Source organism: Dyadobacter psychrotolerans, from assembly GCF_004349265.1.
GTDB lineage: Bacteria > Bacteroidota > Bacteroidia > Cytophagales > Spirosomataceae > Dyadobacter > Dyadobacter psychrotolerans.
The window spans coordinates 1-25,348 of record NZ_SMFL01000027.1 but is presented as its reverse complement, the minus strand read 5'-3'; the positions used below and the strand labels follow the sequence as shown (position 1 = coordinate 25,348).

General features: G+C 43.7%; 17 protein-coding genes. 7 read left to right on the top strand and 10 right to left on the bottom strand.

Annotated elements, in window-relative coordinates; genetic code table 11:
* Positions 1 to 16: 16 nt before the first annotated feature.
* From E0F88_RS32855 to E0F88_RS32840, 4 genes are all read right to left on the bottom strand, one after another.
* Entirely contained in the window at positions 17 to 622 is a 606-nt protein-coding gene (locus E0F88_RS32855) for an anti-sigma factor (protein WP_131962931.1), read from the bottom strand.
* Positions 623 to 625: 3 nt separating this feature from the next.
* A complete protein-coding gene (locus E0F88_RS32850) occupies positions 626 to 1,216 on the bottom strand; it encodes an RNA polymerase sigma factor (RefSeq protein WP_131962929.1) in 591 nt (196 codons plus the stop codon).
* Positions 1,217 to 1,791: 575 nt separating this feature from the next.
* The gene (locus E0F88_RS32845) at positions 1,792 to 2,550 is read right to left on the bottom strand and encodes a LytR/AlgR family response regulator transcription factor (RefSeq protein ID WP_131962927.1); all 759 of its coding nucleotides are present in this window, start codon (positions 2,548 to 2,550) and stop codon (positions 1,792 to 1,794) included.
* A 9-nt stretch (positions 2,551 to 2,559) separates the two neighbouring features.
* The gene (locus E0F88_RS32840; protein WP_131962925.1) at positions 2,560 to 4,326 is read right to left on the bottom strand and encodes a sensor histidine kinase; all 1,767 of its coding nucleotides are present in this window, start codon (positions 4,324 to 4,326) and stop codon (positions 2,560 to 2,562) included.
* 325 nt (positions 4,327 to 4,651) lie between these two features.
* Here E0F88_RS32840 and E0F88_RS32835 point away from each other — a divergent pair, with 325 nt between their 5' ends.
* The 6 genes from E0F88_RS32835 to E0F88_RS32810 all read left to right on the top strand — a co-directional run bounded on the left by E0F88_RS32835 (position 4,652) and on the right by E0F88_RS32810 (position 11,288).
* Positions 4,652 to 4,849 carry a hypothetical protein gene (locus E0F88_RS32835; RefSeq protein WP_131962923.1) on the top strand — a complete coding sequence of 66 codons (198 nt, stop codon included), beginning with the start codon at positions 4,652 to 4,654 and terminating at the stop codon, positions 4,847 to 4,849.
* A gap of 129 nt (positions 4,850 to 4,978) precedes the next feature.
* Complete coding sequence (locus E0F88_RS32830; protein WP_131962921.1) at positions 4,979 to 5,758, top strand: hypothetical protein; 780 nt, start codon at positions 4,979 to 4,981, stop codon at positions 5,756 to 5,758.
* A gap of 298 nt (positions 5,759 to 6,056) precedes the next feature.
* Positions 6,057 to 7,043, top strand: a complete 987-nt coding sequence (locus tag E0F88_RS32825) for a Kelch repeat-containing protein (protein ID WP_165940240.1) — start codon at positions 6,057 to 6,059, stop codon at positions 7,041 to 7,043.
* A 289-nt stretch (positions 7,044 to 7,332) separates the two neighbouring features.
* Entirely contained in the window at positions 7,333 to 7,656 is a 324-nt protein-coding gene (locus E0F88_RS32820) for a hypothetical protein (protein WP_131962917.1), read from the top strand.
* Between the two features lie 470 nt (positions 7,657 to 8,126).
* On the top strand, positions 8,127 to 8,465 hold the full coding sequence (locus E0F88_RS32815) for a PadR family transcriptional regulator (protein WP_131962915.1): 339 nt from the start codon (positions 8,127 to 8,129) through the stop codon (positions 8,463 to 8,465).
* 96 nt (positions 8,466 to 8,561) lie between these two features.
* Positions 8,562 to 11,288, top strand: a complete 2,727-nt coding sequence (locus E0F88_RS32810; RefSeq protein WP_131962913.1) for an ABC transporter permease — start codon at positions 8,562 to 8,564, stop codon at positions 11,286 to 11,288.
* An 836-nt stretch (positions 11,289 to 12,124) separates the two neighbouring features.
* Here E0F88_RS32810 and E0F88_RS32800 read toward each other — a convergent pair.
* The 6 genes from E0F88_RS32800 to E0F88_RS32775 all read right to left on the bottom strand — a co-directional run bounded on the left by E0F88_RS32800 (position 12,125) and on the right by E0F88_RS32775 (position 23,933).
* The gene (locus E0F88_RS32800) at positions 12,125 to 13,630 is read right to left on the bottom strand and encodes a glycoside hydrolase family 32 protein (protein WP_131962911.1); all 1,506 of its coding nucleotides are present in this window, start codon (positions 13,628 to 13,630) and stop codon (positions 12,125 to 12,127) included.
* Positions 13,631 to 13,766: 136 nt separating this feature from the next.
* Positions 13,767 to 15,479, bottom strand: a complete 1,713-nt coding sequence (locus tag E0F88_RS32795; protein WP_131962909.1) for a RagB/SusD family nutrient uptake outer membrane protein — start codon at positions 15,477 to 15,479, stop codon at positions 13,767 to 13,769.
* Between the two features lie 18 nt (positions 15,480 to 15,497).
* On the bottom strand, positions 15,498 to 18,656 hold the full coding sequence (locus E0F88_RS32790) for a SusC/RagA family TonB-linked outer membrane protein (RefSeq protein ID WP_131962907.1): 3,159 nt from the start codon (positions 18,654 to 18,656) through the stop codon (positions 15,498 to 15,500).
* Between the two features lie 4 nt (positions 18,657 to 18,660).
* A complete protein-coding gene (locus tag E0F88_RS32785) occupies positions 18,661 to 19,548 on the bottom strand; it encodes a carbohydrate kinase family protein (protein ID WP_131962905.1) in 888 nt (295 codons plus the stop codon).
* A gap of 54 nt (positions 19,549 to 19,602) precedes the next feature.
* Entirely contained in the window at positions 19,603 to 20,925 is a 1,323-nt protein-coding gene (locus E0F88_RS32780; protein WP_131962903.1) for a sugar porter family MFS transporter, read from the bottom strand.
* A 269-nt stretch (positions 20,926 to 21,194) separates the two neighbouring features.
* Positions 21,195 to 23,933: a substrate-binding domain-containing protein gene (locus E0F88_RS32775; protein WP_131962901.1), complete on the bottom strand. Its 2,739-nt coding sequence runs from the start codon at positions 23,931 to 23,933 to the stop codon at positions 21,195 to 21,197.
* 1,045 nt (positions 23,934 to 24,978) lie between these two features.
* On the opposite strand from E0F88_RS32775, the gene E0F88_RS32770 reads away from it, so the two are divergent.
* Entirely contained in the window at positions 24,979 to 25,188 is a 210-nt protein-coding gene (locus E0F88_RS32770; protein WP_131962899.1) for a hypothetical protein, read from the top strand.
* Positions 25,189 to 25,348 lie beyond the last annotated feature (160 nt).

The following is a 25,348-nucleotide window of genomic DNA, read 5'->3' as shown; positions in this document are numbered from 1 at the left end:
TTTTTAGTGCGGTTTTTTACATTTTATACAAAAGTGTTTTTGCATCTTCTTGAAAAGAATGACCGTCCGTTTCAGCGATTTTAGTCAATAGTCTTTTTGCTTCCTTTTTGTCTTTTGTTTTGATCTTAACCAGGGCCATCAACCATTGTGCTTTTTCAATAGTCAGCTTCTGTTTATCAACTGTATTGGCTTCCCCCCGGAAGTCAATTGCAAGTTTTCTTTCCTGTTCGGCTGCAAAAACAATAACTTCCGAAGATAGGTAATACTGTGTTTTGTAAAGCCATCCAAAGCTCATAACCAGAGCAATGGAGGCTGCAACAGCCCAGTTGGTCCAGCTTATCTGACGGGTTTTTGGTTGGCTGAGAGGCCTTACATTGTTTCCCTCTTCCTCCTGTTTCTCCGTGTCATCTAAATTATCCAGGTAACGCTGGTGCGCCTCTTTCAGGCGTTTCTGGACGCCTATTACCTGAAGTCCCAACCGAAGCTGGCGCTGTGTTTCGACCTCTTTTTTTAACTCTGCATCCAGATCCAGCGATGCCTCAAAGACTTGCTTTTTCTCCTCGCTGAGTTGTCCCTGGAGGTAAGCCTCTATATATTCGAATTGCTCTATGCTTAAATTCATGGCTTAAAAGTCCGGATAAATACCTCTTGTGATTCTTATTAATTGTTTTGTGCACGAATATTTCCTTTGCTTGAGCGCAGGCTCATTAATTCCAAGCTTTTCTGCAATCTCCCGCTGTCGCAGCTCGTCTATATAAAACCATTCAATTATCTCCCGGCAACCATCCTTTAATTGACCGAGTGCTTTTGCTATCGCATCTAATTTTTCTTTCCGTTCCAGTTCTTTTACTAAATCTTTTTTATCGGCTATCTGATAATCTTCGGAGTATTCAGCCTTTGGTCTGATTTTACGGCGGCGTAATTCGTTAAGCCAAATATATTTACTGTATCGATAGATATAACTGCTTATTGCTGCTAGCCCGGTATAGCTATATTTCTCTTCCTTTATGCTAATAAAAAAATTTGTTATTGCCTGATGAAAAGTATCTACCGCATCGGATTGTGAGCCGTTGTTCTGCGTTACCAATGTTAAAACCTGGCGGTAAAAATGTTGATAAATATAATCGAATGCCTGTGTCTGGGCTTTTGGATTATCGGTATCAATTAGTAAACTGTAAAGTTCTGAGTCATCTAAGACAAGCTTTTTATTTGACATGCTACAACAAGGGAATGCGTTCGATGTCAAAGATATAGTTTATTTTAGAGTGTTTTTAAAGCTGTATATCAATTATATACCCTATATGACTAAAAGGTAAGCAGTAATTGGAAAATTGATTTGAACTATTTTGACGCGCACCCAAAGAGAAGCGCTTTTAGGGATTACTTTATCCCATTTAACCTGATTTTATCATCTTGGTTGGAAAATTCGGAGTAAACTGACGGCCAAGCAGAGCAAAAAATGCTGTGGAATCAACCTAATTTGACACCAACCAAACGTGTGGGTGGATATTTAAAGAAAATAAATCTGTTGGAAAAACTACTCCCTAATCGTTGGGATTGTAGTTCAGCCAACCAATTGCAGCGCTCGTGGCGGACTGACTACAAAAGTGGCCTATTATTAGGCTTCCCACAATTAGGACGTTGGAATTTTAGACAAAGTATGCAAATCGATTTATATGGTTGGCACAATGGCTTGCAGATTGGTTAGACCACGTAAGGCAGAATGTCAGCGACGCGTGCAGGAGACTTTAAATTTGACAGCCAGGGCTAATTGATGTGCACAGATGATTTTTATTTTCTCAAAATCGTCAACTGATGCATCAACCGCTTGGTTCTAGCTTCGGGAATGCTGATAACATGCGATTGTAAATGAATGGTGTGGCCCTCTATTTTGTGGATATGATTCAGGTTAATGACAAGCGAGCGGGAGACCCTGAAAAACTGAGCTGGCAGCTTTGGAGAAATGCGCCCGATGCCCACAGAAACCGTCAGCGGTGATTGGGCAGCGCCCTCAGCCATCCTGGCGATCTCATTCTTTGAGAGAAAGACATAAGATTCCCTTTTGTCAGCTTCTATATAAAGGATCTCGTCGAGTTTTATACTGATCAGCCGCTTACCGCTGGGCAGATATATGTGGTCTGTTTTAAATTTATCTGAGCTGGGATAGGCGCCCGCCTCAAAGTTATTGAGCGCCAGCTCGATTTGCACGGCAAGTTCTTTGTAGCGAAGCGGTTTTTGGAAGAAAGCGGCGGGAAAAGTCTCTTTCAACCGGTCTTTGGCCTGAAAAGGGCTGCTGCCGGTAATATAGATAATGGGCACCCATTTTATTTTCATAAGCTCCTTCGCTGTAATCACCCCGTCCTCTGGCCCGTCTAAAACCATGTCGATTAAAGCCAGATCAACGGGTTTGCTGCTGATGATCTTGACAGCTTCCTGTATATTTCGGGCAATACCTGAGATACTAAAACCTTCACTTGTCAGGTTTTGGGTCATACTAATCCCTTGCAGATAGTCATCTTCGACAATTAAGATGTGTTTTAATTGACTCATAAAAATTTTTCAGCCTGCGCTGCTGTAAGCAGACGTTGAGTTTGTAACAATAAAATGATCGCTTACCGGAAAAGACATGCGAAAATCACATCCCGACCCGCCCATGAATTCTGAACTTCCCTTGAGTTGGACAGCCAGGTTCTCAATTAAATCCAGTCCAAAACCGGCTTGTTTTTGCTTGGGATTAAAACCTTTTCCATTGTCTTTAAATTCAAAGTAAATCCGGTCGGCTCTGTAATGGCAGGCGATGCTTAATTCTGCCTGCTTGCTGACAAATGCATATTTACAGGCGTTTGTAGTAAGTTCATTAATGATCAGTCCAAATGGTACTGCCTTTTCTGCATGCAGCAGAACCGAATCAAGCTGGCAGCTAAAATGGATTTTCTTTTGATGGATCACAAGGATATTCTCTATTAGTTCTGTGATGTATCCGCGCAGATCAATAAATAAGGGCAGCTCGGTCTGGTGAAGCTTCTGGTGGACCAGGTTGATCGCTTCTATTCTCAGAAGGCTTTCTTCAAGGGCCAGATTTGCCAGCGGTTCAGTGGATTTAAACAGCTGCAAATTCAAAAGAGCCGAAATTGCCTGCAGACTGTTTTTTGTTCTGTGACTCTGTTCTTTGATCAGCATTTGATTGTGAGCGCTGACGGCTTTGTACTTCACGTATAAAAAACCATATAAAACGCTTGCCGCCAAAGCAATCAAAAGCAAAATGCCAGAGCCGGCAAGCAATCTGGTTTTGGTCTTATCTGCGTTTTGCAAAAGACTGATCTCTTTTTTGTTAGCCTTTATTTGCAGCTCCTTGATCTGGTAATCATAGGTTTTGCGGATGCCTTCGACGGTTTCGCTGCGATACTGGTTGAGATGTGCCTGTTTTAAATCATTGATTTTCTTATGGGAGGAAAGGGCGGCCTTCCAATCATGGATTTGCTCGTAATACTGAGCGTAGCACTGTTCCAAAGTTATTTTCATTCCAATGTACGTGCCCCGCTTTTCTTCGTGCGCTCTGGCAGCATCCAGCCACTTTTTTGCAGAAACCGGATCGTTCTGACTCAGGAATTCCATGGCTATCAGATTTTTGATCTCCAGACTGTTATTGCTCAGATTTTGCCGGCTGTAGATTTCCATCGCCGCTTTTTTATGGAACAAATTTTTAGCCGGCTCATTTTTAAAAAACCAGCATCGCCCAAGCTGCTGATGGGCAAGGCCAATATCGATGGCCGAATTGAGTGCTTTTGCAGCTGCAAGCGATTTGGTGTTATAATAAATGGCGCTGTCCAATAAAGTCTGAGATGGTAAACGGGCTGATTTCTGGGTTACTTCCCAGGCCAGAAGATGGCAGGCCCCCATGGCGCTGTATACGCTCATATAACCCCTGTTCGAATTGGCCGCCTTAAAGCTTTGAAGAGCAATACGGCAATATTTTAATGCCTGCTGGTAGTTGCCCAAAATAAACTGTATCTCCTGCATGCGAAGGTAGACTTTTCCGGTAAGCTCACTTGGTCTTTCAGGCTTCTGAAATTGAATGGATTCCAGAAGCAGCTTTTGCGCCTGCGCATAATTTCCAAGTGCGATCTGCCGCTTTGCGATCAGATAACAGGATTCGGAGATGCCGGCCGTGTCATGCGAACTGACCGCTTGCTTGTAAGCAGTTAAGTCTCTTTGCAGCTTGAAAAGAAGATCGTTTTTAGCCGAATCCGCTCCGCTTTGCGCAGAGGCGCAGTGGGTTACAAGCAAAAGGAAATAGAGCAAAGCCAACCTACGCATCAGGCTCATTGATCAAAAGTTTAGTCAGCACGAATCCGAAGTACTGATTCATATCTAAATATAGCTGTAATATCTGAAAGCTGAAAACACAGTTTTCCAATCTCCAAAAGATTGATCCGTTTTCAGAGTATTGGTGAAGGGGTTTTAGTCAGATGCATTAAATCGGCGATTTCAGCCATTGTGGAGGTAGTTCGGAACCGTTTTAGACGACTTGGGAACAAAAACGGCCAGATTGGGAGCGCAGCAAGCAGATTGTGATCTTAAAAACTGTTTTTTTGAACTTCATTCGAACCAGGCACCAAATGCGTTTTGTCACTTTTAATCAACAATAGAAATGAAAATAATGACTGGTAATCAAAATGCTGGTTTGGTTTATTCCAGAGGTTTTCTGTTCGCTGGTATTGCCAGTGCAGGCAAAAGCATACGATTTAAACAGATCTTGCCGGTAGGAGAATCGTTTTCTGTATCACCTGTTTCATACTACATACACCGTGAAATTCCGTTTAATGCTCCGGTTGAAAAAGGTCAGTGAGCTGGCTATGTAACATCTGCTTACAGGAAAATCGTCCTTTAAAGAATCAACATAAAACCGAAACGGTTTACGGTTACCTGAATTCAACGATAAATACTTTTTAACAATTTAATCAATCAACCTCAATTTATGAAGCGCATCGTTTTTACCAATCTCTTTTTCCTTTTCGCATTTGCCTTACTTTTCCAGTCGTGTTCAAAAGATAGCAAAGATATGCCTCAACCTGAAACACCAAATGAAAAAGGTAAGCTGCAAAGTGATATTGTCGGAAAATGGATTATCCAGTCCAGCAGCGGAAGAACAACGGCTGATGAGGCGTTCCTGGAATTTCTAAGCGACAGCACTTTCCTTGTTTACAATGTTTCACAGACACTGGCAACAGGAAAATTCAATGCAATCAGCGCGACAGAAATTTCCCTCGATAAATTTGGCTCGATAAAAGAAATCAAAATCTCCCAGGATAAAATTAGTCTCAAACTCACCTATTCAGCGAAAACCCTGACGATCACTGCAAATAAATCTGCTGCGGTTGATACAAGTGATAAAACAAAACTGCTTTCACATCTGTGGTCACTCACAGCGGATCAGGATGGCGCCAGCATTCTTACCAATAACAGCCAATGGGAAAAACCAGTGGACAAGGTTACCTTTTTGTTTACCTCTTCGGGCACCTACCTGGCACAGATTTTCAGTAAAGGAGAAGTTTTTGAATCACAAACCATCAACTGGAAGTGGCATTCGACCAAGTCGGACCGCTTAGTATTCTGGACTATGGGAAGTACTCTAAACGAAGAAAGAGATTACGTGATCATACGGGAATTAACGACGAGCACTTTAAAGACCCTGGAATACCACAAAGACGACAACGGCGTGGACCAACCAGCTAATTACGTCTTTAAGCGTTTATAATTAATGGTATACCCGCTGGCGGCAAATAAGTGCTCTGACTTCTGTTCGCAGGCAGCGGGTAGCAATTCGGTACCAATAGTCAGCTTCGGCATGTAAACAGTTTCTCTACGCCTGGCTGCCAATGTTTGCACTCATAACATCACCAGAGAGCGCTATTGATATATAATTTAAAAAACAAAATTTGCCGCCGGTCTTACTTTCGGCAAAAACAAAATTTAGTTAATCTATGTCTCAAACAGGAAGAGTAATTAACATTTTGGGTTTCGTGTTTTGTTTTGCTGCTACATTTTTGTCCTGCATGGAAATTCCGAAGAACAAACATGAAAAACAGGTTTTGCTTGTCGGTAAGGCGCAGCCCGTTGTCCGGGGAGCATGGCGGAAAATGGGCGATTTTTTTAATGAGAACGCGGTTTATAAATTCCTTTTTGTCCTGAAAGGAAAGGCCTATTTTAAAGTAGATATGATCTACCAGGACCTAGAAAGCGATTTTTGGTGTTACGATCCTTCGAGCAATGTTTTCACGCCAAAACAGCGGCTTCCAACCAAGGATGGTGGCAGTGTGATGATGGCTATTGGCGAGAAAGGTTACTACGGTCCTGGTCTTACTTTTTTTAACGGCGATTACACCAATGTAAATTCGATGTGGGAGTACAATCCCGATACGGACGTTTGGAGCAGAAAAGCTGATTTTATTGTTCCCGAAATCGAATTCCCCGGCATCTTCGTGATTGGAAGCAATGCCTATGTGTGTGGTTGGCAGTCCAAAAACGGATACAGATACATTGCGGACACTTACCAATACAATTCAGTTTCTGACAGTTGGTCAAAAAAAGATGGAATTTACTCGCTAAGCCGTTTAAAAACGACACAGCTTCAGTTTGGGTTTAACGGGAAAGGATACCTGTTTGGCGGTGGCGCAGGACCTGTTACCGAATTTGGTAAAATGGTAGACTCCCTGTATGTAACAACGTATTCTCCGCAAGCGGATCGGTTTACGACGCTCAAAACAAATAATTTCCCATATGATGCAGCTCCTCAGACTTCATGGATTATCGGCAATAGTATATTTTTTTATCTGGGAGGAAAAGACTATAATTTTTATACTTTCAAAAACGAGATCTGGGAGTTTAATACCAGTAATTTGACCTGGAAGAAAAATCCTGATTTTACTGGTCCGATCAGACATGGCGCTTTCGGTTTCTCAGTGGGTGACAAAGCCTATATCTGTTTTGGTGACAATACAGGCCTGATTCAATATGATGATATCTGGGAGTACAATCCATAGATCTTTGCTGTGCCAGAAATCAGTGTGTATTTTGAATGACATTAAAGTTTTAAAACCCTTCTCTAAGAAACCCTCCTCTTAAAATTTATTTGATAGGTAAACAGGCCTTATTTTCAGATAATAGGGTTGTCGATCCTGCGGATGATTGCTGGATACAGCATGCATAATGAAGCGTTCAGTTGTCTTTAAAGTTTTGTTCGTATCACTACCTGGCTTTACTTATCTGATTATTTTGCAGTAAATTAGGGAAAGTTATTTTACAGCAACGTTATCCCTCGGATCTATTCGTATGAAACTTTCGCTTTTGCCCGCCATCTTACTGATTTGTTTTCTTTCGGCTTTTCAACGGCCAGGTGTTAAAATTTTAAAAACGTTCAATTCCCAGCAGATCAAAAAAGTCGAGCAGCAGGTGCTGGCCCGGTTCAAAGTGAGGGTTGACATTGAAGTACTTGCCCGAAACGCCGCCAGTGAAATTACCAGTCTTAAAATCACAATCTATGACAAAGTTGGCCAGCGGTCAGGATTGTGTGAATCCGATAAATTTGGCGCAGCGATGGTCTTTGCCGACGGCTGTGCAGTTGCAGACAAAGGCCAGGAAAAGTATATTAAATAAGGTACTTTCCTGCACTCAGTTGGCTGTCCAGGTCATCATATTGCCGGCAGCAACTGGGGTAAATGAGGTTGAAATATCTGATCAATTTTCTTCAAACGGCCAGGTGTAGTCGAGCGCTCAGAAAAAATGCATATCATCAATGCTCTTGTAGTCTTAAACCACTCTGCACGCCAAGGATGGGGAAAATATACTGGTATCTTAGCCTGCTAAATAACTACTCAGCGGTGTAGCAACAGGAGTACTGGCTCGCCCTAAGCCCAAAGCAAACCATCGGTCTTACACGTGAATACTGCCAAATGATTTTTGTTTATAGGCCTATTCAGGGCTGATTGCTTTGTCCATTCCCGCGCGCCGATTGTTCAAAACCGAACACCTTACCTTACGATAAAAGCGGCTGAAATCAAGTAAAGGCACAATTTGATATTTGGCATATGATTTGCTCTACATTATAGTAATAAATCAACTGCTTTATGAAAAGAACCTTTTTAGGAGAATTTGAAGAGGTTGTCCTGCTCACTGTGGCGATCCTTGATCAGCAGGCCTACGCTGTATCTGTAACGCAGCAGCTCGAAGAAAAAACCGGGCGCAGTGTCGGTTTTAGCGCTGTGCATACCACACTGCAACGGATGCAGGAAAAGGGGCTGCTATCTTCTGAAATGGGCGGCGCGACAATGGAAAGGGGCGGGCGGCGTAAACGTTTTTTCTCTGTTACCGCCCTTGGTAGAAAGGCGTTGCAGGAAGTCAAACACGTTCGTCAGCAGCTTTGGGATGCCCTTCCTGAGCAGACCCTTCGGTTAATGGGAGGATAAGATTGAGCCGATTATACTACAATGTTCATATATCGGGCAATGGCTTTTAGAATAGGCCAGAATCTATCTAGGACCGTGATTTTACTTAAATAAAATATGGCTGATAAAAAATCTACCAACACGAATTCGGGGCCACCCGTTTGGGCCACATGGCTTTTAAGCAGCTTCTCTGATCCCAATACCAGCGAAGAGCTGCAAGGCGATTTATTGGAAATGTACGACTACTGGTCAGCAGGCCTGGGCAAATCAAAAGCAAAGTGGAAATATATCTATGCGGTTTTCAGACTGCTCAGGCCATTGGCCAGGAAGAAAGATTCAGAAAATTATCAGAAAACCTACGGAATCAGCCCTGGCATGCTAAAAAGCTATTTTAAAATCGGAGCCAGAAACCTTTTAAAAAATAAAGGATATTCTGCCATCAATATATTTGGGCTCGCCATCGGTGTGAGCGCCTGTATTGTTATTTATCTTTTGGTCAGCTTTGAGTTGAGCTATGAAAACTTTCAGCCAGACAAAGAAAGGATTTACAGAGTTACTTCTGGTTTTCAAAATTCACAGGGAGTCAGAAGTCAGAACGCGGGACTATCTGCGCCGATGCCAGAGCATATTCGCAAGGAAATCACCGGCCTTGAAAGTCTGGCGGCTTGCCATGTGTGGAACACAAATACCACTGTCGCTTATACCAAAAACGGCAAAAATCCTTCTAAAGTTTGGAAAAATGACCAGTCACAGGTGCTGATCTGTGAGGCTGAGTACTTTCAGATTTTTAAATACGAATGGCTACTGGGAAGTGCTCAAAGCTGTCTGCAAGCCCCAAATGAAGTGGTCTTAACCCAAAGTGAAGCGGAAAAGTATTTTGGCGCCATTCCTTTACAGCAAGTGTTGGGCAAAAGACTCTATTTCAGTGATTCTTTGATAACGACGGTAAGCGGCATTGTCAAGGATCTGCCATCCAACTCGGACTTTAAGTTTAAAAACTTTATCTCTTTTAAAAGCATTCAAACCAAGGCCTGGCGAAAAGAATTTCAGCTCGATGAATGGACCAATACCAATTCGAGTTCGATGGCTTTTGTCAAAGTCGCAAACAAGGTTACTGCCAGCCAGATCGATAAACAATTCCCGGCATTTTTAAATAAGTATCTGGATACAAAAGACGAATGGAACAAAGGAAGAACCCTGGACTTGCAGCCGCTTTCGGACATACATTACAATCAGGAAATTAAAGACAATTTTTCCAGGCAGGTTCACCTTCCATCTTTGTATGCACTGATGGGTATTGCGGTGTTTTTACTTCTGATTGCAGCGATTAATTTTATCAATCTGGCTACGGCTCAATCCATTAACAGAATCAAAGAAATCGGGGTGCGCAAAGTCCTTGGTAGCAGCAGGAAGAGTCTTATTATACAGTTCCTGTGTGAGACTTTTGTCATTACCTTCGCAGCCGTGCTGCTATCGCTATCTTTCATTGAACCTATCCTGTCTGCTTTTGAAAAGTTTGTTCCCCAGGAATTTAGTTTCAGTATTTTAGATCCAAAGCTTTTGGGTTTTGTAGCCTTGATTGCGGCTTTAACCAGTTTGTTATCAGGTCTTTATCCGGCATGGGTGATTTCATCTTACACGCCGATTGCCTCCTTAAAGAATCAGGTCTCCTTTGGCCGTAACGGTGGAGTATTGCTGCGTAAGTCACTGATTACCTTTCAATTCGTAGCTTCGCAGATCTTTATATTGGGTACGATCATTATGGCTGCCCAATCCCGGTTTATGCTCAACAAAGACCTTGGTTTCAACAAGGATGCAATAATCCATTTTCAGACAGACTGGCATGATTCCGAAATAGACAAGAAGGACATTCTGATACAGAAGCTAAGACAGATTCCGGAAATAGAAAACGTCAGTATCGGTACGACACCCGCTCTAAGAGGCTATTCTACAAACCGGGTGAGTTATCATGACGGCAAAAATGAGATCAAACTCGATGTGCACAGACGGGCCGTCGATGAGAACTACATACCCATGTTTGGTTTAAAACTGGTTGCGGGAAGAAATATCACGAACAGTGATACAGCCAAAGAATTTGTGATCAATCAAACTTATGCCAAAATGCTGGGCTTTAAAAAGCCCGAAGATGCAATTGGGAAAATGCTGACATACTCCGGTGGGAAAGGAGATATCAACCTGCCGATCGTAGGTGTGGTAAGTGATTTTCATCTGCAATCTCTGCATACGCCAATAAAGCCTTTATACATTTTATCAGAGAACAAATACGAAAATGCCATCAACGTTAAGGTGCGCACGGGCGGCAATTCGGGCAAAGAATTAAATAATGTCATCGGTAAAATGGAAGTGGCATACAAAGAAGTCTTTACAACCGGCGCGGTGGAGTTTTCGCCATTATTTTTCAATGAAACGGTCGGTAAATTTTATCAGAAAGAACAGCGGCTTTCCCAGATCTTAAATACAGCTACTGGCGTTGCCATTTTAATTTCCTGCATGGGTTTGTTTGGTCTGGCCGCTTTCGTGACACGTCAGCGCACAAAGGAAATAGGCATACGAAAGGTTTTGGGTTCTACTGCTTCTCAAATTCTGGTTCTTCTCTCCAGGGACTTCTTAAGGCTGGTTGTTTTGAGTATTTTTATCGCCTCACCGATCGCCTACCTGCTAATGAAGCAGTGGCTGCAGGATTTCGCATACCGGGTAGATATTTCATGGTGGATTTTTGCTCTGGCCGCTGGTGTGTCGATCGTGGTTGCTATTTTGACTGTGGGCTATCAGTCTTTGCGCGCGGCCCTTTTGAATCCGGTAGAATCATTAAAAGTGGAGTAGTGTTCACCATAGAACCGGCCGGAGCGTTATGCAGCACGACCGACACCGAAGCAACCCGGCAATTCTGCCAAATGTTGCCTGGGTTACTCCGGTTCGGGGATCGTCCACCGTTACGGCCAAGTTCATCCCTTGCATCGTCCATTGGTAAAACCGCATCCGGCTTATACCGCACTGGTTTGTTTAAAAATTTAGAATTTAACGAGAAAAAAGTGTTTTAGGCAACGCTCGCACTGAAAATAACGGGACGGAAACAGGAAGTTGTCAGCAAAAAACGGACGGGGACGGCGCGAGATATCTTTTGCCCCACAATAGGGACAGATTTTCTTGATAACAAACATGATAACGTTAAGTATAGAGGATAAAATCAAACAAATATACATAAATTCCGATCTCGGCAGTATGAGATGTTTGATGTTTTGACTCCGGCATTTTAAAGCCCTAACCCTGAAATGATGCTCACTTAACGTCCGGTAATCATCCTGCGGGGCGCCAACTGTAAAACTGGCGTGGGAAATTTTATTTTTAAACTTTTTTCCCGGGCTGCCATAGGTAAACTGGTATCCGGAGACAAAAGCGGACCGGTTTTTTTAAGATAGCGGGCATGCCATACCAGTATACAGTATAATGAAAAACGATCGTAACCTGCTCCGATAGAACGCTCTGTTCCCCTTGTGGATTTAGAACAGTTCCGACATACGCCTTAGGCTGTTTGTGCCACTATCGAATCGCAAAAATTAGACCTGCCACGCCGTCTTAAAAACCAGATGTAGCCGTGCTCAGATGAGTGTTATAATACAGCGTGCAGCGAAGACCAGAGTTGGTTTCGCTGCATGCTGCTATCTGTCATTCCTTGATTTGATCGACTTGTATTGCAATGTATCCAGAAAAATGCCCGAAACTGATTTGATATGAAACTTGGAAATGGGCGTGTCGGGGAAGAAGATATCAGTCATCACGGTGAGTCCGTTGTCTGCAAATAGCTCAACAGATGCAACATCGGCCAGCAGGGTTAATGAGATTTTGCTGCCCGTAGCAAGCCGGGGGGCAGTATGTTTTTCTGCAAAACCCTTCTCAAAATCGACCTTACCTGATTTGATACGATCAATATAATACTGATTTCCGGCCTTGTTGTACCCCACTATGAGCTCATTGCCCACTTCGTTAGACAGCACAATGGAAAAGTCGGCCTTGCTTTCAGTCGTAAGATCCAACCGGAATAAACCTGATTTGTTTTTTGCTCTTTCCGTCAGATCCAGCTGGTCTTGTACTTTTACATTTTTCAGTAAAAAGCCCGTGCTGTTTAACGCATCGAGCTCTTTAACCGGAATCGAGGTGAGGTAAATCTCGTTCCCAACCGTTTTCAAACCCAGCTCACGGGCAATTGTATTAGCACTGCGCCAGGGGTCAGTCGGTACTTGATTGGCATATTGCCAGTTGCTCATCCACCCCATCAGAATGTTACGCCCACCAGTATTGGCAAAGGTAACGGCCGCATAATTGTCAGTTCCGTAATCGAGCCATTTAGTTTCTTTCGAATTGGAAGTGAATGTTTTACCATCAAAATTTCCCAGGAAATACTGGCCCGCGGAACCTTTGTTTGGTCCTCCTGGATTGATGTTTACGATCAGCACCCAAACATCTTTTCCTTCGTGCTTGATCGGAAATAGGTCAGGGCATTCCCATACGCCGCCATGGCCTCCTTCCTTAGCTCCGAAGTCACTTTCACGGCTCCACGATTTCAGGTCAGGGGAAGAATAGAAGGTGATCCGGTCTTTGCTTGCCAGTGTCATGATCCATTTTTTCTGAGCTTCAAACCAGCGCACTTTCGGGTCACGAAAATCGCTGATACCTGGATTTTGAACTACCGGATTTCCTTTGTATTTAGTCCACGTTTTACCATCGTCCAAGCTGTATGCAATGCTCTGCGTTTCGTGTTTGCCGGTTTTTTGCTTTTCCTGTACAGGATCATGATGCGTGAAGATGGCTACCAGAGCGTCTTTTCCAAATCCTGCCGTATTGTTTTTGTCTACAACGGCACTTCCCGAAAAGATGTAACCCAGACTATCCGGATATAAAGCAATCGGCTGCTCTTTCCAGGAGATCATATCCTTGCTCGTCGCATGTCCCCAGTGCATCGGTCCCCAAACCTTCGCATCAGGATAGTACTGATAGAAAAGATGGTAGATCCCGTTGTGATAAACCATTCCGTTCGGGTCGTTCATCCAGTTGGCTTTTGGAGTAAAGTGAAACTGCGGACGGTATTTCTCCTTAAAATCCTGCGCAAGTACTTTTGAGCCGGCCAAAGTGACAATTAGTAATATTGAAATGATTGATTTTTTCATGAATGAGTTTGTTTTTTGTTCGCTTTCAACGTTCGGGTATTGACTCCCTGACGATTGTATATTTGCCACATCGACTATTCTCAATGGCTAACAGCTAATAGCCAACGGCTACAAGCCATTAGCTATCAGCTTATTTTTAAAAACCAGGATTCTGTTTGTATAACCCTTTTGTAAAACTGATTTCTCGTTGCGGAATGGGAAGATACTCGTCCCGGCCAGCTGTGAATTTGGCGGTCGACAAAAACGGTCGTCTTACTTTTTCCTTTTCAAGGTACGCATTCAGGGTTTTCTCTGCAATTCCCCAGCGAACGAGGTCAAAAAATCGTGGACTTTCGGTTGCAAATTCCAGGCGACGTTCCCACTGCAACGCTTTGCGCGCATAATCCTGCGTCCAACCCGTTGGCGAATATTCTTTGACATTGTATTTCGATGCAAATGTTCCATCGGCTTTTTTTAATCTGCCAGTGCTGTTGGCAGCGCGTTTTCTGATCTGATTGATCAACGGTAGGGCCATTGCCTGCTGGCCCAATTCGATGTATGCTTCGGCCTGCATCAACAAAACGTCGTCGTAACGCAGCACGTCAATATTTTTGGATGAGCCAATAAACGGGCCTTCTTTGTGATATGAAGCACTTGTTGCGAGTTGCTGTTCCTTCATGGTATGGAAAAATCCGTAAACTCCCGGGTCACGTATCCAGCTGTTGCTGAATGGTTTGGTGGCATCGTATTTATATGGATGTCCATCGATTCCGATCGTGTGGTCTACCCGCGGATCAACAGTTTCGGTTGTGAAGTCCACATTTTTGTCATTGTAACTGTCAAAAAGTGGCAGTCCGTCTGCACCTGTTTTATACGCATTGGCAAGGCTCTGGCTTGGTTGGTGGAAACCGCAGCAGCCGTATTGCGGTGCGCCATGCGGATAATTCAAACCGGTAACATAACTCAGCCTGCCAACAGCTGTTCCGTCGTTGATTGAGTACTGAATGGCAAAAATTGATTCCGGACCATTTTCAGTTTCGGCGATAAAGTTCTCTGCGAAATCGGGCTGCAAGCTATATTGTCCTGATGCAATTACCTGTTGGGTAAGCGTCACCACTTCCTGCAAACGGGTTTTGTTAATGGTCGTCACTTTGTGCGTATCATCCTGTTGATAAGCCTGATAGAGTCTTAATTTAGCAAGATAAGCCGATGCAGATATTTTGTTGGCACGTCCAATCTGGGTTTGTTTGGCAGGCAGGTTGTCTACCGCAAACTGGAAATCTTCTCCAATTTTATTCCAAAGCTGGTCATTGGTAAGCTCGACATTGGATGTTTTCAGTATTTGCTCACTGGTCAGGTTCTCGGTGACGTAAGGAATATTTTTGAAAAGCATTTTGAGCATGAAATGCGAATGGCCGCGTAAAAAGCGCATTTCGGCTATGCGGGTTTGTTTCAAAGGAAATTCGGCTTCGCTTAGCGCATTCATACTTGCAATGGCAGCATTGGCCCTGCTGATTGCTTTGTAGAAATTCTCCCAGGTGAAAGGATGCATTGAACCCAGATCGGGTCTGGTAAGGTTGTAATGTTCGTAAAAATCGATTTCCGCTACATCCGAAACTCCTCCGCCACCTTTGTAGGCGTCATCTGAGCGCACGCTGCCGTATACCCACATGCTTGTCATGGGTCCGATCATTTCGTCGTTGCCAATGCCTGCGTATGCGGCAGTTGCCAGCGCTTCCGCGCTGGAAGCTGACTTCGTGTTTTCGGATGATAAAAGCCCTTTCGGCTCGTAATCCAGATAATCTTTGCAGGATGTAGCGGCAAGTAAGCCGCTAGCCATTAAAATGCTGTATATGAATTTGGTTCTCATTGGATTTGTATCAAAAAGTTAGAATGAAACATTTAAGCCAACCGTAATGGTCCTGGGAATTGGGATGGCGTTTACGTCCACACGTTCAGGGTCCGGACCGGCAAACTGTTTGGATTTGATCAGGAACAGATTTTCAGCCATCACATACACCCGCAGCCTTTGTAATTTGAGTTTTTCAATTGCTTTTGAATCAATCGCGTAGCCCAGTTGTAGATTTCTCAATTTGAAATAAGAGGTATTTACATTGAAATAATCCGAAGCACGGGTTTCGTTATTTGCATCGGAAAGAGATAAAGCAGGAATTCTGGAACCGGTATTTTGTGGCGTCCAGGCGTTGAATACGCCCGGGCCTGCGTTTTCACGGCCTCTTACAAAATTGTTGTAGAACGTGTAAGCATCAAATCCTGCTCTGCCTGCAACGCCTGAACCAAATATGGAAAGATCAAAGTTTTTGTAAAATGCCTCAATTTTCAGATTGTATTCAAATGCTGGCAGCGTGGTTCCAAAAAATACACGGTCCAGGTCGTCTATTCGGCCATCACCATTGCTATCCACATAACGGATACGGCCGGGGCCTGCGCCAACCTGAGTCGGAGCTGCGTCCACTTCCTGCTGGCTTTGAAAAAGTCCGTTGGTTTTGTAACCGAACAAGTCGAATTGAGAATGACCAAGAATGGTTTGCGTTACATTTCCAGCGTAAGCTGCACGTACTTCCTCAGGCAAAACGGTGATTTTGTCACGGAAGCGGCTTACGCCTGCCATCACATTGTAGGTAAAATCTCCTTTTGGTTTGGCATAATAACCAATCGAAAATTCAAAACCGTTGTTGGATTTTTGTGCTCCATTTACCACTTTCAACTGGCCTTCACCCACTGCCGATGCGACTGGCGGTGTGATTAAGATGTCGCTGGTTTTCCGGGTAAAATAATCCAGAGAACCCTGGATACTTCCGTCGAAAAACCCGAAATCAACACCAAAATTAGCTTCGTCAGTCGTTTCCCATTTCAGGTTTGGATTGGCTCCCTGTATCGAAACAATGCCTGACGGAAGATTACCCGTGTTTGCACCGTTCAAGTCATAAGCCGTTCCGATGTTGTAAAACTGATCGAAGAAGCTGTTGTGTCCGTCCGGAAATTGAGAACGGCGGGTTCCGTAACGGGTATCATACAGGCCAAATCTTGCCAGATCACCAATTTCCTGATTTCCGACCCGGCCGACACCCGCACGCAGTTTAAGGCTGCTCACCGATTTAATATCCTGCATAAAAGCTTCCCTGTCTAAACGCCAGCCAACCGATGCAGCAGGGAAAATTCCGTAAGCATTTTCTTTCCCGAACCGGGAGGAACCGTCGCGCCGGATGGTCACCGCGGCCAGGTATCTGTCTGAAAATCCGTAGTCAACTCTTGCAAATTGTGAAAGTAATCTGCTTCCTGAGCCTGTGCCGGTGATGTTGGCGTTTCCGGTTCCTGCATTGAGTACAAAATAGTCTTCCGTCTGTTGGGCGAATCCTTCTTTGCGGGCTGTTTCGAAATTCAGGTCATTTTTGATGGCCTCAATGCCGCCCAATAATTTGAAATGATGCTTGCCCAGCTCGAAATTATATCTGATTGTGTTAGACCAGGTTGCGCTTAGATATCGGTTCTGGTCAATGGTGAGACTGTTATTTGACCGTCCGAATGAGCCTTCTTCAAAAGACTGCTCTATGTTTTTGGAATAATAACTCGAATTATCCATACCCAGACTTGTCCGAAGAAAGAGATTTTTGACCGGTTCAATTTCAGCAAAGACATTGCCAAATAAAGTGACACGATGCGTGTTGTCCCATTTGTTTATTTCCTGCATGTGCAGCGGATTGTTCCTGTCCGAATAACCAGAGCCAATCCCGCCGCCCCAGCTACCATCCTTGGCATAAACCGGAATGGTGGGGGCCATGGTAACAGCGAGCCCTGTGGTAGCAGCGCCGCCAATGTCTGTGGAGGCCAGTCTTTCGTTGGAGGATGCGATCTGTACATTGGCGCCAATTTTTAGTTTGCCATCAAAAGCACTAGTTAAAGCATTGATACGGCCACTCAGTTTGTCGTAATTGGTGTATCGCAGCATGCCCGTATTTTTGAAATAACCCAGATTGATTTGCAGCGAAGACGTTTTATTTCCTCCTGAAATTGTCAATTCGTTGTTGGTTACAGTTCCGGTTTTGTACAATTCCTTTTGCCAGTCGGTATTACCAGCCGGCATATTGGCATTTCCGCCTACCAGAGGCTGTACGCTTACTGAATTGAGTACAGGGTTTTTAAAGTCTTTATTCCAGTCAAATTTGTAAAGCGCACCGTAGCCGTCTTCGGGGTTTACACCGTCGTTTACAGATGCCTGCCAAAGTGCGCGACCACGGTCAACGGAATTAAGCATTTTGAATCGGGCATATTTTTCGGACTGCGCTGATATACTGGTGTTGAAGTCAATGGTGATCTTTCCATTGGCATTTGATCCGTTTTTGGTGGTTACAATGATTACACCGTTTGAAGCTCTTGAACCATAAATTGAGGAAGCCGAAGCATCTTTCAATACTTGTATGGACTCAATTGAATTCGGATTCAAGCCCTGAAATACCTCCGCACGTTTGGTAGGCACGCCGTCAATAATATAGAGTGGGTCGGTGTTGCCGAGCGTATTGGCTCCACGAATCAGGATACGTGAATTGGCTCCGTTTGGAGAGCCCGTTTTTTCAATATACAATCCCGGAACACGGCCTTGAAGCGCCTGCATCGGGTTTCCTGAGCTGATGTTTTTAAGTGGCGTCATGTCCACAATAGCGATTGCTCCGGTTAAATCTTCCTTTTTGGAACTGGTATAACCTACCACTACAACTTCATTCAGACTTTTCTGATCGTATTCCAGTGTCACGTCCAAAGTGGATTGATTTCCGGCAGCAACCTCTTTTGCGATCATGCCTACATAGGAAAAAACGAGCGTCGCCGGTGAGGTTACCGAAATCGTATACTTTCCTGTTGCATCACTTACAGCTCCGTTGGTGGTTCCTTTTTCAAGGATACTTACGCCCGGAAGGATTTCTCCGTCCGTAGCTTTTACAGTTCCGGAAACCGAAACCCTGTTTTGTGCCCAAGCCACATGCATGCTGCATAGGATGGCAAACGCCATTATTAGTAATCTTTGCTTCATGGAATTATTGATTAACGGTAAGAAAATGATCAAGTTCTGATTCGGAAATGTTGGGGGTAGCGCCACGATGAGAGGCAACCAGAGCGCCGACAGCGCAAGCTTTTTTTAGTGCTGAAGGGATAGTTGAACCCGAAATATATTCTTTCAGGAACATGGCCAGAAACGAGTCTCCGCTGCCTATCGTGTCCTGCACTTCTACCACATAACCGCCTTGTTTGTGAAAGCCGTCATTGGAAAGAACCACCGCTCCGTCAGCGCCGAGCGTTACACAAACCAGCCTCAGATTGAAGCGCTCGTATAGGAATTTCATCTGGGTTTCCAGCTCGGGTTGTATACCAAACCAGTCGCAAACGGTAGTGATTTCATGCTCATTCACTTTCACCACATCGGCCTGTTGCAACAGGTATTCGGTAGTTGTCCTGTCCAGGTGAGGAGGACGAATGTTAACATCGAACACTTTTAGTTTTGCCTCTTTCAGTAATTCAAAAAGTGTATCGCGTGACTGCTGGCTGCGAACCGAAAGTGTGCCGTATACAAACACATCCGAGTCTTTTACCAATTGCTGGTTTTCAGGTGTTGTCTGAATGTAATCCCAGGCTACCGGCTGCACAATTTTGTAGGTGACCTCGGTTTTGTCTGTCAGATTGACTTTCACGATTCCGGTAAGGTGCGTGATGCCTGTTTGGATAAAACCTGTATTAAATTCCTGATTGTTAAGATATTCCATCAGTTCAACACCAAGATCATCGTCACCAACGCGGCTGATGAACGCAGGATTCATACCAAAGTTTTTGAGGTGGATCGCCACATTCATCGGCGCTCCGCCAGGCTGCTTTCCAGAAGGCAGCATGTCCCAAAGCATCTCCCCGAAAACGGTTATTTTAGGTTTCATATAAATTGAGATAAGTAGTAGAGAAAAATTAATTGCTAACAGCTAATAGCCACCTCAGTGCAGAATCATTGTTTTATCTGTGCGTTCCAGTGATGTTCCCTTGGTTTCAGGCATGATACGCCATACGAAAATGAGCTGCAGAACCATCATGACAGCGAAGAAGCAGAAGGTAATTCCGCCGCCGAGATATTCAGAAATAATAGGAAATGAAAACGCGATAATGGCCGCCATGAACCAGTGTGTGAAACTGCCCAGCGCCTGTCCGTTGGCGCGTACTTCGTTTGGGAAAATTTCGGAAATAAAAACCCAGATCACCGCGCCTTGCGAGAAAGCAAAAAATGCAATGTAAACGAAGAGGAAAATCGGAACGCCGGTAAAATCCTGTATGAAAAATGCCCTTGCAACCAGTCCCAGAGTAATAATGACGCCCACCGAGCCGATTGCCATCAGCGTACGTCTTCCGAAACGGTCAATGAAATTGATGGCTAAAAGTGTAAATGCAAAATTGACAAAACCGATTCCTGCGGATGATAAAAATGCAGCTTTTGCTCCCAATCCGGTCATTTCAAAAATACGCGGACTGTAATAAATGATGGCATTGATTCCCGAAACCTGATTGAAAACAGCAAACAGAACGGCCAGCATAACAGGCGTTTTGTATCTAGTAGAAAACAGCCGGGCAGTCGGTTTGTCTTTGGTTTCTTCGTTCGCATTCAGGATGGCAAACAAGGTTTGCTCACTTGTTTCAGTATCGATGATATTTAGAATTTCTTTTGCCTGTTGCACATCGCCTCTTTTCATGATCAGCCAACGCGGACTTTCGGGAACGTATAGGATTGCCAGTAAAAAAATCAGAGATGGCAGTGCCTGAACTCCCAGCATCCATCGCCAGGCATTGTCGCCAATATCCTGCATGAAATAATTGGAAAAATAGGCGATCAGGATTCCGAATACGACGTTGAACTGAAACAGTCCAACCATTTTCCCTCTCGATTTTGCGGGAGAAATTTCGGAAATGTACATCGGTGCGGCCACGGAAGAAGCACCTACACCCAACCCGCCTATAAAACGAAAAAATATGAAGACGTACCAGTCATTTGCCAGCGCAGATCCAAGTGATGAAGCTAGGTACAGTATGGCAATCCAGAATAAGGTGGTTTTTCTTCCAAGTTTGTCGGCCGGAATACCGCCGAGCATCGCGCCAATTACTGTTCCTATGAGGGCGATAGAAACGGTGAAGCCGTGTTCAACTGCGGACAGATCCCATAGATGCTGAATGGCTTTTTCGGCGCCTGAAATAACGGCCGTATCAAAACCGAAGAGAAACCCGCCCAGCGCAACGACGATCGACCAAACTAATACCTTACTGTTTTTCATTGGTAGTTCTGATTTTTTTTGTCAAAACTACCGCCACTCGACCAGCGGAATAACTAAATAATATCTCAAAAAAGTTAAACTTTGATACAGTGGTATTTTAAGGGTATATAATTATGATAATCAGTGAATTAACCGATTTTTTAAAATTTGATACATGCCAGGTCTTTCAATTTTGATACAACATCTTTAAAAATTGTATCAAAGTCATCAGATGGTGCAGGAGTGAATTGTAATAATTATTGGAATATGTTAAATTAAAATCAGGTTACTTATGATTTTTTATATTCCATCGGGGTTTGATTATATTTTCCTTTGAAAGCGGTGGAGAAATAGGTAGGGGAGGAGAAACCGACTTTGTAGGCAATCTCGGCGACCGTCAGATCATCACGCCGCAGCAGGAATTTGGCTTTGTTGAGCCGAACCTGCTGTAGGTATTCATTCACGCTCATACCCAGAAGCGCTTTTACCTTTCGGTACAGTTGGACGCGCGACATGCCCAGATCTTTACCAATATCTTCAACGCCCAGTTCTGAGTTGTCGTAATGTTCCTCAATGTATGCGGTAAACTGTGTGATAAATTTTTTATCAAGTTTATTCGGATTGGTGCCGGATGCGGTTTCGATGGGTAATTCACTGGTATAGTGTTCGCGCAGTATTGCCCGGTTTTTTAGCAGTGTTTTGATCATTTCCTGCACATATTGCAAATTGAAAGGTTTGGTAATATACGCGTCAACACCGGTTTGGATTCCTTCGATCTGCTGTTCTGTTGTAGTCCGTGCCGTAAGTAAAATAACCGGAATGTGCGAAGTTCGGAAATCTGTTTTGAGTATCGAAGTGAGACTTAACCCGTCCTTTTTTGGCAACATTACGTCGCATACGATCAAATCCGGAATGTGCTCGAATGCCATTCGCAGTCCTTCTTGGCCATCATTGGCTACAAGTGTGTGATAATTAATTTGTAGCTTTTGGTCCAATAATCGCACCAAATCATTGTTGTCTTCAATGATAAGCACGGATTGCTCTCTGGTTGAAACTTCACCGGCTGCCGATCCACTTGCCGGTAAATCGTCTTCATTGAGCTCGAAATTTTGAACCATCGAAAAATCTTCCACCTGCTCATTACGTAACTCTTCTTCAAGAAAATGCTTGTTACCCAGCGGCAATTCTATTGTGAATGCAGTTTCTCTTTTCGGCTGACTGCGAACAGAAATTGTTCCTTTATGCAGGGAAATCAACTCTTTGGAAAGCGCCAGGCCAAGCCCTGTTCCAAGCGTTTTATAGCTGCTTTCACCCTGATAAAATACCTCAAAAACATGGGCCACTTCCGATTCAGTCATTCCGATACCATTATCTTCTACTGTAATCTGTACATGATCAGGAGTAGTTGTTTTTACATACAGGTAAACACGTCCCTTATCCGGTGTGAATTTAAACGCGTTTGAAAGTAAATTGAAAATCACTTTGTCCAGCATGGTAGCATCGAACCAGGCCATTATTTCAGCCTCGGAAGTAATCAGCCGGAAATCAATTTTGTGTTTCGAAGCAATTCTTTCAAAAGCAACCATGACATCCTTCACAAATGCCACTAAATTGTGCTCACCGGCACGAACCTGCATACGGTGACTTCCCAGTTTCCTAAAGTCCATCAGCTGACTCACCAGCCTGAGCAGCCTTAATGTATTTTTTCGGATCAGCGACAGTTCCTGTTTGATGAGCGGATCGCGTATTTTTTCGCTTGCCAGAATGTCTTCCACCGGCGCCAGGATCAGCGTGAGGGGAGTTCGGAATTCGTGAGAAATGTTGGTAAAAAATTTAAGTTTGGCCTCATTTTCAATTTCTGCACTTTGTGCGAGTTGTTCAATCTGGTTTTTCTGGTCTGATATTTCATGATTTTGCACTTCAAGCCGCTTGTTGATTTTCCTGTTCTCCCGTAACGAATAAAAGGAAATTGCTCCGAAAATGAGTGCCAGGGCAAGTGTGATCGAAACGGTGTAGATAACAATACTCTGATTTTCAGAGATAGCACGCTGCTCTTCTATTTTCTGCTGCCGGCGTTCTATATCCTGCTGCTGGGCCACTAGTTTTTCGCCCTGTAATTTCATGATTCTCACATTGGTGGAATCAATCATTGTGATCTGAAGCCGGTTATCTCGTTTGAAAGGCTTTTTTTGTAGAATTGAGATGGCGGTTCGTATGGCTTCTTCCCCGCCGGTTGGATATAGCACAGTCGCATTCAGAATGCCTCTGTCGACCAGGTCTATTCCGCCATAACTTCCCGTAAGACCGTCGACACCGATTAATCGGATCATTTTCTCAACACCTAAACTCTTACAGACTTTAAACGCAGCCAGCGCGCGGCGGTCATTCTGGCAAAATATGACATCAACATCTGAATGGGTTTTCAGTAGCTTGCTCAGCGGAGCCTGGAAAGAATATTTATCCCAATCGCCATCAAGTTTTGCAATTAATTTAATTCCGCCAAAACCTCCGATGTGGTCAGTAAAACCTTTGTGGCGGTCGATGTCTGCCGATGAGCCCGGTTTTTCACTAATTTCAATCACCTTGCCCTTACCTCTCAGAAGGGTGTTGGTGTAGGCGCCGGCTAATTGCCCAACTTCTACATTGTCCGCGCCAACGTAGGCCGTATATTGATCGGAATTGGTACGGCGATCCAGAATAATGACCGGTATTCCATTTTGATATGCCCTTTCTACAACTGGAGTGATTGGTCCGGCTTCGTTGGGGGATACGATTAACAAGTCGACGTTCTGGTCTATCAATTCCTGAATTTGCGTAATTTGTTTTTGGCTTTGCCCACCCGCATCTTTGATCACGAATTGGATTTCGGGGTTGAAAGACAGCTCCCTATACATACTTTGCTGCATGGTTTTACGCCAGTTGTCACTGCCCGTGCACTGCGAAAAACCGATGGTGAACTGCTTGGATTCCTTCTTCGAACAGGCTGCTGCTATAAAGCATGTCAGAACAATAAGTTTAAAATATTTCAATTGTTTGTTGAATTAAATCATTGGTGGGCAGTCTTCAAAGGTATATATGTTACCAGCGACATGCAAGCTGCAGCGGGCATGCTTATTGGTTGATCTGGGAAGAAATTGTGCAACTTGTTTTTAGCGGCGAGCTAAGTTAATTTTCTTATGTGTAATCCGTCCAGCAAGCCAGTGAGTTGGGTGTAACAGAAACAGGAATTTGAATGTAGGTAAACAATACCAATTTTGGCTGGGTGTTATTTGCCTTTTCCCTGGAATACGCAATAATATGTGGTACTGTCGAAAAAAACTAGATTTGAAATAGTTTTTTTTTAAGAAATTAGGACTAGGAAGCAGTGTCACGGTGCACTCGTCAGAAAGAATTAACCCCGGAAAGCACAACTGCAATTCCTTGGTGATTTTGTCAACCATTTTTGATCGCTTTTAAAAGGTTTAGGAAGGGATTTTATATGAAGGTTCTTGTAATTGAGCCGATCTTCCCAGCCCTATGCAACTCTTTTTGAGCTTTGATCCCAAAAGGTGCGCGCTTTCTTATGCTTGCCTGGTAAACGTTATCCTAGAAGGGAATTCTGGGTCATCATATTTCGCTATGTGCACATCTTTCCTTATGCCATAATTGGATAATGGCAAGTATCGACGCATGCCAGTTGACGAAGATCTTTGATTAGCATCAGTGGTAGCCTAATTCACTAAATGAGCCATAGAAGACACTAAGTTGAGCCACTCAGCAAATTTTGTTAGTTTTAACGAACTTTAGCTTTGCATCTTAACGAAACTGAATTGATCATGATAATCGTAACGACCGAGCAACGGCGGGAATTGGTGCGGAAGCATTGAATCGTTTTACCAAATTCAATAACACAAAAGTATATGTGGGTGCCCGTGGAAGCGTGCCTACTTTGACTGAGGGTTCAGAGACTTTTCGGCTTGACCGGGTGCATTTCAAAACTTCGTTTTGACTGTTTCGTGATAAAAAAGGCCTATAACCTCAAGTATTAACTAGTTTAGATTCGCTTTTAAGTAAAAATAATGGATTTTTACTGACATGACGCGCGAAGAATTTCTTGCCTTAGCTAACGAACAATACGATAAACTGGCTGACTTACAGTCAAAACAGACCTTCTATGCATTTGAAGAAGGTTTCGTGAAGGTATGGACGGAGCTAGGAGCCCAGGTGATGCAAGCTAGTTTGGATAAGCCTCTTTCAAAAGATAAACGAAAAAAAACGGTTGTCAAACCCGGTTCGGAAAAATAGAGTTGTCAAAAAATCATCGTTTTGAAGCGAAGTGTAATGGTTTTTTTATAAGCCCCTATCTTCAAAATCTGATGGCTTTGGCTGGTGTTAGCGACGTCTACTCAAAATCAAATGATTTGCTAAACGCTTTTCTAGGAATTAATATATCTGAAAGTCAAGT